Consider the following 17,166-nt stretch of genomic DNA (forward strand, 5'->3'; position numbering starts at 1 on the left):
GCTGTTACAGCTTTCCAAGTTCTGACTCTAGCTCAAAAATTCTGTTTTTGATTGGTATAAAAGGGCGGTTCAATCTATCAAATTCTGCCTCGTGACCCTTGTCGATCTTCTCGGCGATATATCCGGCTATTAACAATATTATGCAAACAAGGCCTGCCGTTTCGTGTTTTGAGTGGAATATGTTCAAGGTATTAATCCACACGATCCATCCAAGCGGTAATGGCATATATGCGAAACACAATGCAGTGCCTATAAATGGCAAATCCTTCTTGATGGGACTAGGGCCGAGCTGATTGAGTTTTTGATGCTCTGCTGCGATAGCCATTTCCAGTTCATTTTTACGTTTCTCGCTTGCTTGCTGTTGCTCTAATTCGAGGCGTTTAATTTCCGCTCTTCTCGCTTCTGCAAGCCTCTCGGCCTGAAGTCGCTTATTGTTTAACTCACGTTCAATGGATTCAATGCCGTGAGAAGATTGAACCTCATGAATCTTGTAACGTCCAATTACAGGTATGATCGCTTTCAAAGCTTCTGCTACAGATATCCGAAAAAACTCTCGATTATTTGCTACTCGAAATTTCGATAGAGTACTATGCGCAGCTTGTTCACTCACGTGACAATCATCAACCTCAACACTGAGTTCCAATGCAAATGCAGTGGGCACACCTGTAGAGTGCAACTCTGACATTCTTTGATTTGGCGAGGTAGTTGTCTTCCCTATCTTGATTAACCCTGGCATGGATGGGTTGCTCAATATGTAAAGGTATTGCTGCATAATGCCGTACCTCTGTCGCTGTCCCAAGTGAATACTCCACCGCCTAAAGGCGGTGGCTTCAGATAACAGCTAAAGCTGGCGGGGTCGGCTACGCCGACTTCTCCGCATCAACGCACCTATCAATACCCCCCAATTTTCCGGTCAAGTTCTCGTTGCCTGAAATCTATTATATTCAATTTCCGTTCAATTTTCTCGTCGTTTCTATTTTGGCTCCTTTGCTGCCTGCCCCCGGCAGTCATGCATTTAAGTTCATATTCTTCTGTCAGGGCCTTTCTTCTCGCCTTCAGGCTGTATATCTCGCCAAAGCTACTTTTTTCGGTTGGGGCTGTTTTGCTTATCAAGGATAGTAACTCCTGACACCGAGGGTCTTGCGCTTCAGGCTGTGGGGCAACATTGCCATGCTGGACCGGCTGCTCCTTTGATTCTTGTGCCCTTTGTCTGTTGGTTTCCATTTGCCTCGCATCTCTTTGCGCGTCGCGCAATTGCATTTCTTCAAGATGTTCACGGGTTCTTTCGTCAACATATCGGGGATCAACCTTAATAGTAAGTCCATTTGCCGACACGGAGGCTTGTCCAACGACCAAACACACCAAAACCAGGCAAAAAATTAACCCCACCAATATTCCCCTGTGGTTAGTCATCATAGCGGCCTCCAGCTCAATACACTGGTTATAATTTTCAAATACGGCAGTAGCTGATAAATGTTAGGAGTGTAATTCTTATTGCGCAAAAAAAAAGAAATGTCAACCTGCTGTCTGCAAACCGGTTGACGATTTTTGGGGAGAAATAGGGGTTGGTATTTGTGTACGGATAGACACCCCCCAGCGGGTGCCCCCATGCGCCCCTCATGCCCCCCTCTGGAAAAATGGGTCTCCTGGCCCTTTTGATGGATTGAGAAGGTGCGGCGCTTGGCTCTTTGGTCTTGCTAGGGGAAGTCGGAGTGTAAAGTTTTGATACATCGAACAGAAACGGCTTACCAGGGAGGGGCTCATCTAGTGCGCCCGGCACGATTCGAGCTGCGGATTCGTAGTCCTGAAAAATGAGGCATCAAACATAATCTGGGGGTAACTTTGGGGGTAACAGAAAAATTCACATTGCGAATAATAGAGTAATAACAAATATATAAAGATAACATTCAAGGTGCATCGCTACGAAAAAAGATAAGGGTTTCGCATAATTGCGAAACCCTTTTTTTATTGCCCCACCAGAATCACCCCATGGCGCCGACCTGATTGCGACAGCCAAGCCTTCGCTTCTCCCTCAGGATGCGCCTTTCCCCCGATGCAGCCAGGAAATCTTATCCCACAGGCCGCGAAGAATCTGCACCTCATGTTCGGTCAAACCCTGACGGGCAAGCATCCGCCGAAAAGCGCGGACCAGATGCTCCGGATTCTGCGGATTGAGAAACCCCACCTCAAGAAGCACCTGGCGCATCTGCACAAACATGGCTTCCAGGTTCTTCCCCAAGGCCGGGCGCTTCCCCCGCGCCTTATCCTCGACAGGAGAAGAAAACTTCAAGGAGGCCTCATACAGGCAAACCGCCACGGCCTGGGCCAGGTTCATGGAAGGAAGATCGGCATGGGTGGGGATGGTCACACAGTATTGGCAGAGATCCAGATCCTCGGTCTTGAGCCCCGTATCCTCCGGGCCGAAAACAATTGCCGCCCTGGCGGTTTTGGCGAGAGCCGCAACGGTTGCACCCGCCTCTGCCGGAGAGAGCAACTCCTCCCGGTATTTGCCGAAGCGACGGGTCGTGCCCAAGGCAAGATTCCTGTCGGACAGGGCCAGAGCCAAATTTTCATACACCTTGGCCCGCTCAAGGATATCAATGGCTGACACTGCCATATTGCGGGCTTCCGCGCCGAGATGGCTTGCCCGCGGCTGCACCAGACGCAGCTCGCCAAAACCGAAGTTCTTCATAACCCGCGCCACGGAGCCGATATTCCCAGCCCCTTTGGGTTCGACCAGAACAACACAGAGATGATCACACGACATAGCCATTGAATAAAACCAGTTGATGGACACAAAAAGTAGCATTCCGTTCGGGCAACACCGTGCCGGGCCGGAAGACATTCCCCGTAATTAGTGGATCTGCAGGTTGTCAACCACTCCCTTGACCCCCTCTACGGAACGGATCAGGTTGAGCACCGTATTCTTCTGTTCCTGACTTGGAACAGTGCCGGTGACACTGACTGAACCGGAATAGACATCCACATCGATATTAAACGATCTGACGCCGGGCTCCTCCAGGAGTCTCGCTTTGATCTTGGCGCCGAGAACCGTATCATCAACCCCCTGCCCCATGGTGCGAGAGCCCACCCGGAGTTCATTTTTCACCCGCGCGACCCCAGGCACCGACTTGGCGATGAGACCAGCCCTGCTCGCCTCCTGGGAGGAGTCAACATACCCGGAAAGGACCACCACCCCGGCGACGGTATCCACATCAATGTTCCGGGCCTTGATGTTTTTATCGCCGATGAGTTCAGTTTTAACCTTGGCGGTGATCGCAGCATCGTCAACCATCGTCCCTGCAGAACGTTCATCCGTGCCGACGGCGTATCCGCCCGCCGCTCCTCCGCCCACAACGGCGGCGGCGCAGCCCAAACTTGTCAAAATTCCCGCGCAACAGGCCACTCGGACAAAAAAGATCAGCATTTTCATCTGGTCACCCCTTTTATTTTTTTACCATTTGCCCCTCGACCCTGCGGCATCCGACATAATCAAAGAGCCGTCCATCTCGGAACGCACAGACAGCCGGGGCAGGACTGTCCCCTTGCCTTTAGCGATCTGCCGTTTCCAACAACAGAATTATTGGGGAGTATACCCAAAAATGCCGCCCATCCCCACACCTTTATTCCCTATCCTGGCCGGAATCAGCCTCTCCCTTTGGGATCATCCTGAATTGTCCCTCCTGTTTTCTTCCTGCAACGCATTTATTCTCTTGCACAAAGAAAACAGAGAGAGTATGGTGGCATAACGAATATGAATTTAAATAGAAGTAATACCTCTTTATGATATCCATCCAGCCGTGTTATTTCCTCCCTGCTTCGTCAGTCTCCCTCAAAGTTTCTGCCGACCACATACTTCGTTAACAACAGAAAAATAGAGCGGAACATCCCGGACGGAACCATTGTCGATTTTACCCCTTGTCACACTCGATCGCCATCCTGACACCTTCCGGCATGTATTGCACAATAACAAACAATCAATATCCTGGTGATCTCGCAAGAGACACCGCTTACGCGATGCGGCTTTATTACACCCCATTCTCCCGCATTGCCACCCGAACAAAGGAGTTCTAATGAGTTTTGATGAGTTTCAGTTTCACCCCCAGATACTCGCCGGCATAAAGGCCTGCGGGTATACGTCCCCAACACCTATCCAACGCGAGGCCATGCCTCCCATTCTTGCCGGTCGCGATATCCTTGGCCTCGCCCAGACAGGCACCGGCAAAACCGCGGCCTTTGTGCTCCCGCTCCTGCAGCGCCTCCAGGCCGGTCCCCGCAAAAAAGTACGGGCGCTTATTGTTGCTCCGACCAGGGAGCTTGCCGAACAGATCCATGAAAATATCGGCACCATGGCCGGACAGACCAGACTGCGCAGTGTTGTAGTATATGGTGGTGTCGGCAAGCCCGGCCAGATCAAAAAAATCAGGGAAGGCGCGGAAATCATCGTTGCCTGCCCCGGACGGTTGCTTGATCATTTAAACGACAAAGCCATCAACCTCAGGGAAGTTGAGGTGCTGGTTCTTGATGAAGCCGATCACATGTTTGACAAGGGTTTTCTGCCTGACATCCGACGGATCATGAAGCATCTGCCGACCCAGCGCCAGAACCTTGTTTTTTCCGCCACCATGCCTGCCGAAATCCGGCACCTGGCCGAAGACATCCTGAATAACCCGGCCACGGTCCAGATCAATCACACCCAGGCCGTGACAACCATCTCCCATGTGCTCTTTCAGGTCGCAAAAGAGAACAAAACATCCTTGCTGAAAAGCATCATGTCCCAGGAAGAGATGGCAACCACCCTGATCTTCACCAAGACCAAACACAAGGCGAAAAGCCTTGCCCTGGCCCTGGAAAAATCGGGCTACAGCGCAACCTCTCTCCAGGGCAACCTGTCCCAGCAAAAACGCCAGCAGGCTCTGGACGGCTTCAAAAACGGGACCTTTAAGGTTCTGGTCGCCACTGATATCGCCGCCCGCGGGATTGACGTCTCTGGAATTTCCCATGTTATCAACTTTGATGTTCCGGATACGGTCGAGGCATACACGCATCGCACGGGCCGCACCGGGCGGGCCACCCGGACGGGCGAAGCTTTTACCCTGGCAGCAGGCGAAGACGGCAAGATGATCCAGGCCATCGAGCGCACCCTGGGTAAAAAGATGACTCTCAGGACCATCGCCGGCTTTGTCGCTGATGCCCAGGACCGCGACGAACCAATCAAGTATCGGCGTGAAATGCCGATACGAAAAAAACAGACCCCGGCAGGATCGGGGAGAAACAAGCGCACCAGGGCCTCGTCCTTTGATTTTGGCATCCCGGTTCCCGCGCAACGACACTAAACCGGTTTGGGCAACCAAACCTTCAGTCGGGATATCAAACGGTATCCCGGCTTTACAACAAAGTGGTTCCTCCTTGGAACCGAGTACAAAGGAGTAGTACAAGATGGCAGAAGGCACAGTGAAATGGTTTAATGATTCGAAGGGTTTTGGTTTTATTGAGCAGGATGGCGGCAAGGATGTATTCGTACATCATTCCGCAATTCAGGCGCAGGGCTTCAAATCCTTGCAGGAAGGCGCTCGGGTAACCTTCGACGTTGTCGACGGCCCCAAGGGTCCTTCCGCAGCGAATGTTGTTCAACAGTAAAACCCCCGGTTTGGGCAACCAAACCTCCAGTCGGGATATCAAACGATATTTCGGCTTATAACAAAGTGGTTCCCATGTGGAACCAAGTACAAAGGAGTAGTACAAGATGGCAGAAGGCACAGTGAAATGGTTTAATGATTCGAAGGGTTTTGGTTTTATCGAGCAGGATGGCGGCAAGGATGTATTCGTACATCACTCCGCAATTCAGGCGCAGGGCTTCAAATCCTTGCAGGAAGGCGCCCGGGTAACCTTCGACGTTGTCGACGGCCCCAAAGGTCCCTCCGCAGCCAATGTCGTTCAACTCTAAAACCTGTTGAATGATATTGTAAAGCCCCGCTTCGGCGGGGCTTTTTTTTTGTGCATTGCTTACGAACTAAAAAAAATGGGTTGCGGATAACTCCGCAACCCATTGATTTTACTGGAGCCAACGAGCGGAATCGAACCGCTGACCTACTGATTACGAATCAGTTGCTCTACCAACTGAGCTACGTTGGCGTTATACCTTGCAGGATAACGATATTTTGCGTATTTTAAACAATGCTCTGCATCTATCAACTTTACCCAAAAGTGTCAAGCCCTTCCCGTCTCCCCCTCGGCTAAAAACCTAAAAATTATCCATCAGGCCTGCCGGCAGCAATGAAAAAAAACCGCCCGACTTCCATTCTCGTCGTCGATGACGACAAAACCCATCGCATCATGCTGAAAACCATGCTGAAGCAATGGGGCTGGCAGACAGAAGAGGCAGATGACGGAACAACCGCCATCGAGGCTGTCCACAACACGCCCTTTGATGCCGTTCTCATGGATGTCCGCATGACCAAACTGGACGGCATGGAAGCCCTGCGGCGCATTCATGCATACAACCCTGCCATTCCCGTGATCATCATGACGGCATACTCCTCGGTGGATGCCGCGGTGGAGGCCATCAAGATCGGCGCCCACGACTACCTGACCAAGCCCCTTGACTTTGACCGGCTCAAACTCACCATGGCCCGAGCCCTGGATCATCGACAAATCCAGGAAAACAAGGATTCTTCCCACCACAATAAAACATTTTCCCTGGACACCGGGACAATCATCGGCAACTCAGGACCGATGCGCGAGCTGATGGAAATGGTGTCCTATGTAGCGCCAAGCGAGGCAACCGTTCTGATTTCAGGGGAATCGGGCACGGGTAAGGAATTGATCGCCGCGGCCCTGCACCACAACAGCGCCCGTAAAAACGGCCCCTTTATCAAGGTCAACTGCGCGGCTCTTGTTGAAAATCTTCTGGAATCAGAATTATTCGGGCATGAGAAAGGCGCCTTTACCGGAGCCGACCGTCGGCGGGAGGGCAAATTCGTCCAGGCCAACGGCGGCACCCTCTTCCTGGACGAGATAGGCGAAACCTCACCGGGCATGCAGGCAAAACTGCTGCGCGTCTTGCAGGAACATGAGATCCAACGGGTTGGAGGACAGGAAACCATTGCCGTTGATGTGCGCGTCCTGGCGGCCAGCAACCGGAACCTGGAGGAAGAGGTGGCGCAGGGCGCCTTCCGGGAGGATTTGTACTACCGGCTCAACGTGGTTCCCCTGCATGTTCCCCCGCTCAAGGAGCGGCGCGAGGACATCCCCCCCCTGGCCGAATACTTCGTGGAAAAATTTGCCAAGAAAAACAACCGCCAAATTTCTGGCATTACGCCACGCTGCATGGCGTTGCTTCTCAACTATCCCTGGCCCGGCAATGTGCGGGAGCTTGAAAACGCCATTGAGCGGGGCATTATCCTCATGCGCGGCGACTACCTTGATGAAGAATCCCTGCCCATCCCGGTGCAGCGTTTCGCCATGAAAACCGAGACGCCGCCATTCGCCTCCGCCGCAACTTCCCCCGGCTCGCTTGAAGAGGCGGAACGGATCGTCATCACAAACATCCTGGCGGAAACAGGGGGCAACAAAAGTGAAGCATCACGCCGCCTGAACATCACCCGCAAAACCCTGCTCAGCAAAATGCATAAATACGGCCTGACCTGAACCTCTCCGGCCTACAGCGACCATTCCTGAAAAAGTGCATCGGCGAGCGGCTCCGCGACCAGAAATCGCTCTTCTCCCCCCGAAGCAAACAGCACCGTTGCCGGGGCTGATGCGCCGGCCATTTTTTTCCCGAAGCGCACCACCAATCCGGCTGCCGCGGCAAAATCGTCCGGGTGGACCGCGCCGTGCAAAACCCCCATTGGCCCGGGCCGCTCCGGCATGTGCACCAGATAGTCGCCCGGATCATGCAAGGCCTCAAGCCGCGCATTCTCGGCTTCATCGCGGCCAAGGACGAACCAGCCGCCATGGGGCAACTGAAAATGGCGGCCGAAGAGAAGCAGGCGGATGTCATTGAGCCTGATCTCGGGATAGCGGGCATAATACCAGGCAATCCGTTTTGCCTGGTCCGCTTCGGTGAGGACACAGCCTCCGGCGGGACGGGGATAATCCGTGATGCCAAATTGCTCGGCCAGTTGTATCTGCGGCTGGCGGCCCCTACCGTTGAAATCCAGAAGAAGCTCCCGATCCACCAACCCATCACGCTCCGCCCGGGTCGGCTCTTGGGTTTTGGCGCACAGCGGCCGCAGAAGAATCCCCTCGCAGCCGCTGTCCCGCTCAATCACCCGCAGGGTATCGCGGCGCTGGGACATGGGGCGCTGGCCGATCACCTCGCCGGTAATGAGAAACGAGGCGGCAAATTCCTCCATCAATCTTTTTGCCTCCCGGAACAGCAGAATCTTGCAATCGATGCAGGGGTTGAAATTCTTCCCGTAGCCATGGGGAGGGTTGCGGAGCATGGCAAAATAGGCTTCGCTCACATCGCGGAGGACAACCTCGATGCCGTAGCTTTCCCGGACCATTCTGGCATACTGCTCCTCCTTGGCCAGGAGTTCGTAGCCGAAAAATGGCGTAACAAACTTGACCGCCTGCACCGCGATTCCCTGCGCCGCCACTACCCGGCAGGCGAGGATGCTGTCCAGCCCGCCGGAAAAAAGAGCCAGGGCCCGGGTCATAACGCGGTCTTCCGTTCCATGAGGGTGCGCACATAGGCCAAGGTCTGCTCGCTGACGGAATCCCCATCCAGCATCCGGGCAAGTTCCTGCTCCCGTTTTTCCAAAGAAAGGGGGATGATCGTGGTTTTGGTGCGTGCATCGACCACGGCTTTTTGCACCAGGAAATGCTCGTCGGCCAGGGAAGCAATCTGCGGGAGATGGGTAATGCAAAAAACCTGATGATGCCCGGACAGCTCCCGGATCTTCCTGGCCACGGCCTCTGCCGCCTTGCCGCTGATTCCGGCATCTATCTCATCGAAAATAACCGTATCGACCTGATCTTTTTGGGCCAGGAGCGTCTTCAATGCCAGCATCAACCGCGACAACTCTCCGCCCGAGGCAACCTTGGCCAGAGGCTTCGGCTCCTCGCCCTGGTTGGCGGAAAACATGAACTCGGGACGATCCCAGCCAAGCCTGGAAATGCTCCCAAGCTCGCGGTCCGGATCCTTAAAAAAGATCTCGAAAACAGCCTGCTCAAAACAGAGGGCGGCCAGGGCAGCGCGAATCTTACCGGCCAGCTCCAGTGCCGCTGCCTGTCGGCCCTCGGAAAGCAAGGCCGCCGCCTCGGCAAGGGCGGTTTCGTTTTGCCGCATTTCTTTCTCCAGGCAAGCCAGCCGTTCGTCCAACGCCTCAAGTTCCGCCAACTCCTGTTTGGCCTCCCGGCCAAAAGCAATGACCGCATCAAGCTCGCCGCCATATTTTCTTTTAAGCCGTTGCAACAGGTCAAGACGCGCCGTCACCGCATCGAGACGCGCCGGGTCGCTGGCAAGGGTCTCCACATAGTTGCGGATTGTCTGGACATGGTCTTCCAGTTGAAAACAATTCCCAGCCACCTCTTCGGCCAGGCCGGCAAGGCTTGGATCAAAGGCGGCCATCTGCGCCAGGTTTTTACGCGCCACGGAAAGCGGCGTGTTGACCGCCTCCGCCAAAAGATGCCAACTTTTTTTCCCAAGTCCGATCAGGTCATCGGAGGCCCGCAGCCGGTCACGTTCAAGCAGCAGGGCCACATCTTCGCCGGGGCTGGCCGCAGCCTCTTCAATCTCTTTAACCTGGAAGCTGAGAAAGTCCCGGCGCTGCTCCTTGTCCCTCTCCTTGGAAGCAAGGGCCTGATATAACTCCCGGGCTGCCACCCATTTATCATAGCGTTGGGAAACGGCGAGCCGCTGGGGCCAGAGGCCGCCAACCGCGTCAATGCAATCAAGATGGCTGCGGGGCTGCAACAGTTGCTGGTGATCATGCTGGCTGGCGACACTGAGCAGGTTTTCCATGACTTCGCCCACTGCCTTGGCCGTGGCCAGGCTGCCGTTCATGAAATACCGGCTGGCGCCTTTTAGGGAAACAACCCTTTTGACCACCAACTCGGGCTCGGGTTCAAATCCCATCTCCGACAGCTTTTCCTGGATAATCCCATGCCGGGGATTGAGTTCGAAAAGCGCTTCAACCGTTGCCGTCTCCGCCCCGCTTCTGATCCAGGTGGCAGCGGCCTTTCCGCCTCCCAGCAGATGAATGGCCTGCAGGATGATGGATTTTCCCGCCCCAGTCTCTCCGGTAAGAACGGTAAGCCCTTCGGCAAAGGAAACATGCAGTTTCTCGATGAGGGCAAGATTGGTGATAATGAGTTCCTTCAGCATATGGCTCTCTATACAGGATTAGGGACTGTTACGGAATACTCTTTCCGCTTCCGGCTCTTTCGCGACGGCCCGTTATGACGGTCACACCATTTCAATAGTGGTTTTTTTTCAGCACAGGCGTATCCGGGTATTGCAATGATTGAGCTGTCCACAGGGCAGAACGGAACAAATGGTGGCGTGAACGACCGTTCGTCATTATAGTAGTATAATTATGTGGAGATGGACCCCAAACACTTCCTTTAGCGCAGGTCAGCCGAATATCTCACATGACTCATAACACCACCTTCCAACGCCTCACCGCATACATCGTCTGCGCTGTTTTCCTGCTCGGCAATCTACCGCTGACACCTTTTTCCCCGCCTCCGGCCCAGGCTTTCAGCATTGGCGAGGAACGGGAGGTGGGCGAGAAGCTCCTCTCCATCGTCCGCAAGGAATTTACCCTTCTTGATGATCCGGACCTTACCGAATATGTCACCAGCCTCGGGCAACAGACCCTGCTACTCGCCGGGCCACAGTTCTTTGATTATCATTTTTTCATCATCGACAACAAGGAATTCAATGCCTTTGCCGCCCCGTCCGGACTGATTTTTTTCCACTCAGGCCTCATTGACCTGTGCGAAACGGAAGGCGAGCTGGTCAGCGTTCTTGCCCACGAAATCGGCCATGCGGCAAGCCGGCATATCGCCGACCGGATCAGCAAATCAGGCAAACTCAATGCCGGCACCACGGCTCTGATGCTGGCAGGACTGCTCCTCGGCCAGGGCGCCCTTTCCCAGGCCCTTGTCACCGGCTCCATGGCCGGCGGCCTTACCGCAAACCTCCAATTCAGCCGCGCGGACGAAGAAGAGGCGGATCGGCTGTCCTACAAATGGATGCAAGAAGAACACCGCGATCCGGCGGACATGGTGAACATGCTCAAAAAAATGCGCCGGGTCAGCCGCTATCACCGCAAACAGGTTCCGACCTACCTCCTCACCCATCCGGAGCCGGAACACAGAATCGGCTACATTGAAGACCTCATCCTACAGGATCCGGAGAAAAAAATCCAAGCACGGGACGAGTTCGCCTACCAACGGTTCAAATACAGGGTGCAAACCCTTACCCGGGAAACGCAATCGATCCTGCCCATCCTGAAAAACAGGGCGGAAGAGCCGGGCATCCTCCAGGACGACCCCATGGTTTTCTTCGGCCTCTCCCAAGCCTACCTGGCAAGCCGGGACTACCAAAAGGCTGAAGAGGCGCTCCAAAAGGTCATTGTCCGGTACCCAGACAAGCAGATCCTTAAAACAGATCTCGGCAGATTAAAGCTTGAAGCTGGAGAAACAAAAGCCGCCCTGGCAATCTTCCAGGAAATACACAGGCAGGATCCCGACGGGGCATACAATGCCTATTATCTTGCCAAGGCCTTGCAACAAGAGGGAGAATTGGCCCAGGCGGTGCTCATCTATGAAAACTTAAGCGAACGCATGCCGACCTATGCAAAACTCTATCAGGAGATCGGCAGGATCAGGGCGGCCCTTGGCAACAAAGCACTGGGGCACTACAATCTCGGCCTGTATCATTTCTATGAAGGATCAAGCCGCACGGCCCGCTTCCACATCGCCGAGGCGCTTAAAGGCCTTCCGGAAAAGGATCCTCTCTACACCAAGATACAAGATCTGAAAAATAAAATCGCCCGAATAGAGAAGATGTGAGCACCGGAAACAGTTCTGCGTGACGCCGGGAAAGAAGCAGGGGATCAGAGCAATGGTTATTGCTTGCGGCTGCGGAGTTTGCGGATCGCCATCACCGCGAAATCACGAAATAACCGGGTGGCCTTGATCCGGTTTGAATCGAGTTTTGGCCGGTCTTTTTTTCGATCAAGATAGATCAGGCCGATGGGCTTGTCATCCAGGCAGATGGGAAAAAGATATACGGTCCGGTCTTTCACAAAAAACTTAAGGCTCTCGGGAAAAGCGTCCGGAGCATTGGCTGGAATGGCCATATCCTTGCACGCCTTGAGAGACTTGGGAATGATATACTCACTCGGGGCGAGATCATGCTCGAACCGAGCGATTCCGGCCGGATCGATATCACCCAGGCCAAAACGGCCGACCAAAACCCGGCGCGTTGGTTGCACGCTGATCACGGCGAGGAGCACCCGATCAAAGCCAATGCCACGGTAGAGCCCCTCCAGCAGGTTAATGTAAAAATCATTGAGATTGAAAGGGCCCATCAGCGTTTCGGTGATGTCATGGATAAAATCGTTGATGGATTTATCCGGGCTGACCGGCAATTCATCCAGCTCTTGGATGAATTGCTCTTCCAGGACCTCCCCTCCTGCCCTGACGGGCTCCTCCCCACTCTCCGCCTTTTCGCTTTTTGCCTTTTTCTTCCGTGCGGCTTTTGGATCTTTGATCGCCTCTTCAAGGCCCCGCAACCGGCTGCGCATTTTCAGCTTGGAAAGACCGTAGCGAATGGACTCTGAAATGTCCTCCGAGGCATCGACCGTTCTGTTGACCCGCTCCACAGCCTCTTCCGTGCTTAAGGAGAGCATCTCGCCGAACTGGCGAATGAGCCCGTCGATATCCCTTTCCTCACAGACATACTCAATGAGTTTATTGGAAAAATTCGCGACATTCTTCAGATAACCCAGGGTATCGTAAGTGTTCTGAGGCTCCGAGGGGTTGGGGTTCATGGCGGCGCACACCTTGTCGGACAAATTCCAGAAGGTTGCCACTTCGACCCCTATCTGGTCAAAGGTCAACCCCTCGAGAATTTGCCGGGTAGCGGCGTCCTCGGACATGCCGCCGGCCACCTTTTCCTCGATCTCCCGGGAGATTTCCGGCATGTAGATGCAAACGATAATCTTGCCGAGATTATGGAGAAGGGCGCAAATAAAAGCTTCTTCCGGCACGATGTTGAGGTTTTTCTCAACCGCCAGATCACGGGCCTGCAGAGCGCTCAAAAAAGAGCGGGTGAGAAGTTTGCTGATCCCCTCTTTTTCGACGCCGTTTTTGACAAAATCCTCAAACAGGGCGATGCCGGTGGCAAGATCGCGAACCGCGTCAAACCCGATGATGGTCACGGCCCTGGAGATGGAATTGACCGGACGGCCGAGGGAATAGAAGGCGGAATTGACCACCTGCAATACTTTGTTGGTAAGGGAGTAATCCTTAAGGATAACCTTGGAAAGCTCGTAGCCCGCGCTCTGGCTGCTGTGGGTCAGGGCAATCAGCTCCTGGACATTATGGGACATGGCCGGGAGTTCGCCCATGTTCATTTTTGCAAATATTTCAGCAAGTTTTCCGCTTGACGGCGGCGAGGTCTCAGTCATGTTTTCCTGCACCCACCCAAAAATGAAACAACCAGCCCCCGCATCATTCCTCGCCTCTAACTTACCATTATAACTATAGAATATTTACAAAAAAATCCACAGTACTAACGTTTTTTTATTACACCCTACTGTGATATATGATACGGTCATAACAGGCAAGTTAATTTCATGCAACTTTCTGATATAGTTATGACAAATAGTTGAGTCAGCCGTTTTACCAAAACCACGGAGCATCCGTATTGTCATGTTTCCGCATGGACGGATTCGGACAAATTACTGACAAAAAATGCACCCCCGGGAAAAGACGATGATGCAGGACGGAACGATCAATCTTGAGGATTACACCAAATCGGATTGGACCATTACGCTCAATGACCGGGTTATCACAAGCTTCACTACCCACGAAGGAAGCAAGCTCATTATCGGCCGCAGCCCCGATGCGGATGTGGTCATCGACAATACGGCCATCTCCAGGCACCACTCTTCCCTTGAGCTACGCGATGGCCGCCATTACCTGGCAGACCTGAAAAGCACCAACGGCACCACGGTCAATGGAAAAAAGATTGCATCCAAGGTTCCGATCAGCAATAAAGACGTTATTTTCATCGGGAAATTCCGCTTGATCCAGGCGGCGGCGGATGAACAGCATGCTTCGTCATCCTACGCCACTGCCATGGATATTGATGACGAGGCAACGGTTTTTGTCAGCTCTCCGCGGCAGCAGGCCGCAGCCCAACCCGGCCAGGCCACAACACCTTCCACGACAACCGAGATTTACAGGCTCACGGTAGTTGAAGGCAGCGCCTCGCCTGCCTCCCTCTCCCTTGACGGAAAAAGCAGCGTAAAAATCGGCAAGGATCCGTCCTGCGACATGATTATCTCCGGCTGGCTTGTCGGCAAGCCCCAATGCTATGTGGTAAGCAAAAAAGACAAATATTTCATAGTGCCCCAGAGAGCATGGGCGAACACCAAGCTCAACGATGTCATCATCAAAGAAGAACGCCTCTTGCGCAAAGGCGATATCATCCAAATCAAGAGTGTGAAAATCAGGTTCGACTAATCTCCCGGATGCTTTCTCGACTCCTTGATCACATACACAGGTGGAAAAAAGGCGCTCCCCCAGGCATTACAGGGGAACCATCCGCCCAAAAACCGCCCCCCCAAAAACCTGCTGAAAATCCGCAGGTGCCCGTCTGGTCCCCTGGCGACACCATCCTTAACCGGTACCATATTGAACAGGTTATGTCGGGGTCCATGGGAAATGTTTACATCTCCGAGCATCTCGGCTGGAAAATAAAGGTTGCCATCAAAGCTCCCCGGCCTGAAGTGCTTGCGGACCGTGAAGGCATGAGCCGGATACTTAAAGAAGCCAACGGCTGGGTCCGAATGGGCATGCATCCCAATGTTGCCTCCTGTTTTTATGTTCTGGCCATCAACAAAATCCCCCATCTCTTTATTGAATTTATCGATGGGGGGAATCTTTCCGAATGGATCAAGGCCGGTCGTTGCAGAAATCTCCGCACCGCCCTCTCTCTTGCCATTCAATTCTGTCACGGCATGGAATTTACCCACCAGCGCGGCATTATCCATCGCGATATCAAGCCCCAGAATATCCTGATCACCAAGAACTCCCTGCTGAAGATAACCGATTTCGGCATCCTCCTTGCCCACGGGGATGCCGAAACAGGCGATGGCCTGGCGCCAGGCGCCGACCCGGCAGATCACGAAGCGACCATCGGTTTTAGAGGAACCCTCGGCTACGCCTCCCCGGAACAACTGCGCGACGCCCACACCGTTGACCTGCGAACGGACATTTTCTCTTTCGGCCTCTGCCTCTGGGTCATGCTCTGCGGCAAAAAGCCATTTATCAACAATGCGTTGAAACATAAAATACCCAACCCGACGCCGGTGGCGCCGGACATTAAATTTTCCAAGGCGCTCAAGGATGTCTTGCGCAAAAGCGTTGCCTACAATCCCGACGACCGCTATGCCAATTTTGCCGAAATGCGGGCGGCCCTCAACGAAGCGTATACCGCTGCCTTTAACACCGCCTGCCCCTACGCGGAGCTCAGCAATATCGATCTCAGGGCGGACAGCCTGAACAACAGAGCCGTCTCCCTTTTTGAGCTTGGGGAGATCAAAGAAGCTGCCGCCTGCCTCAACAAAACCCTTGAAATCAACGAGATGCTTCCCGAAGCCGTGTACAATATGATCTTGCTCAACTGGCGCTCGGGGGCAAAAGCCACAAAAATTATTCGCCAGATCGAAACCGCCAAAAAGCGTGGGGCGACAACCCCCTGGCTCACCGAAATGGAGGGCGCGGTCAAACGCAGTATGGTGGAGGACAAGGGCGATCCTGCCAAGCAGCAGTATCCGGAATTTCGCCTGTGCCTCCCCAAAAATTCCCTGGAAGTTTTTCGCGAAGGCCAGCTTCACCTCTCCGTGCAGCGCAATATCCTCGACCATCTGGATAATAAACGCTATGGCCCCTGCCATGATATCCTGATGACGGCCTGGAAAAACAGCAGTTACAAAAAAGACAAGATCTTCAACATGGTCTACCACCGGCTGTTGCTGGTGGGGACAAAAAAGAAGGTGCTGGGAGTCCAGCGCTTCCTGACCCTGAAAGGCGATGAGGGCCCGACCAAGCATCTTGCCCATATCCCGAACACAAAAAAGTTTGTTGCCGCCGGTCCGGAAGGTAAAATAGTCCTCCACGACCTGAGCACCTCCTCGCATCAAAGCATTGTCTTGGCAAAAGAAGGCAGCGCCATTTCAGCCCTGGCCATCTGCCCGCTGGGCAAATACATCGCCGTAGGGGCGCAGGATGGCACTGTTTGCCTGTTTTCCACAAAAACCGGCAAACAGGAATCGAAGACCGCCGCCCACAGCGGCCCGGTGCACGCCCTGGCCTTTAACGAAAATGGCCGCCACCTTGCCTCTGGCGGGGCAGACGGGATCATGAAGATACGCAAGCTTGGCACCGGGCCGGAAATGACAACCTCCATCAAGGAAGGTGGTTCCGTCCGCGCCATTATCTATACCGCCAGCGGCTTGAACCTGATAACCGGAAGCGAAGACGGCTCTGTCCGCTTCTGGGACGCCAACGGAAAAGAATGCACGAGGATCATCGAAGCCCATGCCATGCCGGTTATCTCCCTGGCAAATTCGCTTGATGGTCAACGCTTTATCTCGGCCGGCACCGACCGGCATTTAAAGGTATGGGAACACACTACCGGCCGTTGCCTCAAATCGATCAAGGCGCACGACGAAACCATTTCTTCCGCCTTGTTTCTCCAAGACAACCAGACCCTGATCTCCGGCTGCGAAGATGACATCATCAAGCTCTGGGACAGCAACAGCGGCGAATGCTTGGCCGTTCTTGACGGCAGGGGCGACGGCATTTACAGTCTTGCCCACGGGCCTAAGCCCCACACCTTTCTTTCCGGCAGAAAAGATGGGGCCATTGTGTTCTGGATGGTCATCTACCAACTGCATTTTGAGTAATTTCCCCGGG

General features: G+C 53.8%; 14 protein-coding genes and 1 tRNA gene. 7 read left to right on the top strand and 8 right to left on the bottom strand.

Translation table 11 applies throughout. The annotated features are described in order from the left end of the window. Window positions 1-4: 4 nt before the first annotated feature. The 4 genes from MWR57_RS06735 to MWR57_RS06750 all read right to left on the bottom strand — a co-directional run bounded on the left by MWR57_RS06735 (window position 5) and on the right by MWR57_RS06750 (window position 3,433). Complete coding sequence (locus MWR57_RS06735) at window positions 5-772, bottom strand: GIY-YIG nuclease family protein (protein WP_423124037.1); 768 nt, start codon at window positions 770-772, stop codon at window positions 5-7. 119 nt (window positions 773-891) lie between these two features. Next, complete coding sequence (locus tag MWR57_RS06740) at window positions 892-1,416, bottom strand: hypothetical protein (protein WP_423124038.1); 525 nt, start codon at window positions 1,414-1,416, stop codon at window positions 892-894. Between the two features lie 616 nt (window positions 1,417-2,032). Next, the gene (locus tag MWR57_RS06745) at window positions 2,033-2,773 is read right to left on the bottom strand and encodes an RNA methyltransferase (RefSeq protein WP_423124039.1); all 741 of its coding nucleotides are present in this window, start codon (window positions 2,771-2,773) and stop codon (window positions 2,033-2,035) included. 81 nt (window positions 2,774-2,854) lie between these two features. Continuing rightward, the gene (locus MWR57_RS06750; RefSeq protein WP_423124040.1) at window positions 2,855-3,433 is read right to left on the bottom strand and encodes a BON domain-containing protein; all 579 of its coding nucleotides are present in this window, start codon (window positions 3,431-3,433) and stop codon (window positions 2,855-2,857) included. A gap of 640 nt (window positions 3,434-4,073) precedes the next feature. Here MWR57_RS06750 and MWR57_RS06755 point away from each other — a divergent pair. The 3 genes from MWR57_RS06755 (at window position 4,074) to MWR57_RS06765 (ending at window position 5,947) form a co-directional block, all read left to right on the top strand. Next, window positions 4,074-5,336 (top strand): DEAD/DEAH box helicase, encoded by a 1,263-nt coding sequence (locus MWR57_RS06755; protein ID WP_423124041.1) that lies wholly within the window; start codon window positions 4,074-4,076, stop codon window positions 5,334-5,336. Between the two features lie 103 nt (window positions 5,337-5,439). Then, a complete protein-coding gene (locus MWR57_RS06760; RefSeq protein WP_307633457.1) occupies window positions 5,440-5,640 on the top strand; it encodes a cold-shock protein in 201 nt (66 codons plus the stop codon). Window positions 5,641-5,746: 106 nt separating this feature from the next. Continuing rightward, window positions 5,747-5,947, top strand: a complete 201-nt coding sequence (locus MWR57_RS06765) for a cold-shock protein (RefSeq protein ID WP_307633456.1) — start codon at window positions 5,747-5,749, stop codon at window positions 5,945-5,947. Between the two features lie 112 nt (window positions 5,948-6,059). Here the strand turns inward: MWR57_RS06765 and MWR57_RS06770 are convergent. After that, window positions 6,060-6,135 (bottom strand) — tRNA-Thr (locus tag MWR57_RS06770). Between the two features lie 141 nt (window positions 6,136-6,276). Between MWR57_RS06770 and MWR57_RS06775 the strand changes: the two genes are divergently transcribed. Further along, entirely contained in the window at window positions 6,277-7,650 is a 1,374-nt protein-coding gene (locus tag MWR57_RS06775; protein WP_423124042.1) for a sigma-54-dependent transcriptional regulator, read from the top strand. An 11-nt stretch (window positions 7,651-7,661) separates the two neighbouring features. On the opposite strand, the gene MWR57_RS06780 is transcribed toward MWR57_RS06775, so the two are convergent. Together MWR57_RS06780 and recN are read right to left on the bottom strand one after the other, a co-directional pair. Beyond that, window positions 7,662-8,663, bottom strand: coding sequence for a tRNA(5-methylaminomethyl-2-thiouridylate) methyltransferase (locus tag MWR57_RS06780; RefSeq protein ID WP_423124043.1), 1,002 nt, complete (start codon window positions 8,661-8,663; stop codon window positions 7,662-7,664). Then, window positions 8,660-10,333, bottom strand: a complete 1,674-nt coding sequence (gene recN, locus MWR57_RS06785; protein WP_423124044.1) for a DNA repair protein RecN — start codon at window positions 10,331-10,333, stop codon at window positions 8,660-8,662. Before recN ends, MWR57_RS06780 begins: the two co-directional genes overlap by 4 nt. 266 nt (window positions 10,334-10,599) lie before the next feature. Between recN and MWR57_RS06790 the strand changes: the two genes are divergently transcribed. Next, entirely contained in the window at window positions 10,600-12,027 is a 1,428-nt protein-coding gene (locus tag MWR57_RS06790; RefSeq protein WP_423124045.1) for a M48 family metallopeptidase, read from the top strand. 56 nt (window positions 12,028-12,083) lie between these two features. Here MWR57_RS06790 and MWR57_RS06795 read toward each other — a convergent pair whose 3' ends face one another. Then, window positions 12,084-13,649 carry an HDOD domain-containing protein gene (locus MWR57_RS06795; RefSeq protein WP_423124046.1) on the bottom strand — a complete coding sequence of 522 codons (1,566 nt, stop codon included), beginning with the start codon at window positions 13,647-13,649 and terminating at the stop codon, window positions 12,084-12,086. A 307-nt stretch (window positions 13,650-13,956) separates the two neighbouring features. Between MWR57_RS06795 and MWR57_RS06800 the strand changes: the two genes are divergently transcribed. Together MWR57_RS06800 and MWR57_RS06805 are read left to right on the top strand one after the other, a co-directional pair. After that, window positions 13,957-14,709 carry an FHA domain-containing protein gene (locus tag MWR57_RS06800; protein ID WP_423124047.1) on the top strand — a complete coding sequence of 251 codons (753 nt, stop codon included), beginning with the start codon at window positions 13,957-13,959 and terminating at the stop codon, window positions 14,707-14,709. 182 nt (window positions 14,710-14,891) lie between these two features. Further along, window positions 14,892-17,156: a protein kinase domain-containing protein gene (locus MWR57_RS06805; RefSeq protein ID WP_423124048.1), complete on the top strand. Its 2,265-nt coding sequence runs from the start codon at window positions 14,892-14,894 to the stop codon at window positions 17,154-17,156. Window positions 17,157-17,166 lie beyond the last annotated feature (10 nt).

The sequence above is a fragment of the Hydrosulfovibrio ferrireducens genome, assembly GCF_046883345.1.
Classification (GTDB): domain Bacteria; phylum Desulfobacterota; class Desulfobulbia; order Desulfobulbales; family Desulfurivibrionaceae; genus Thiovibrio; species Thiovibrio ferrireducens.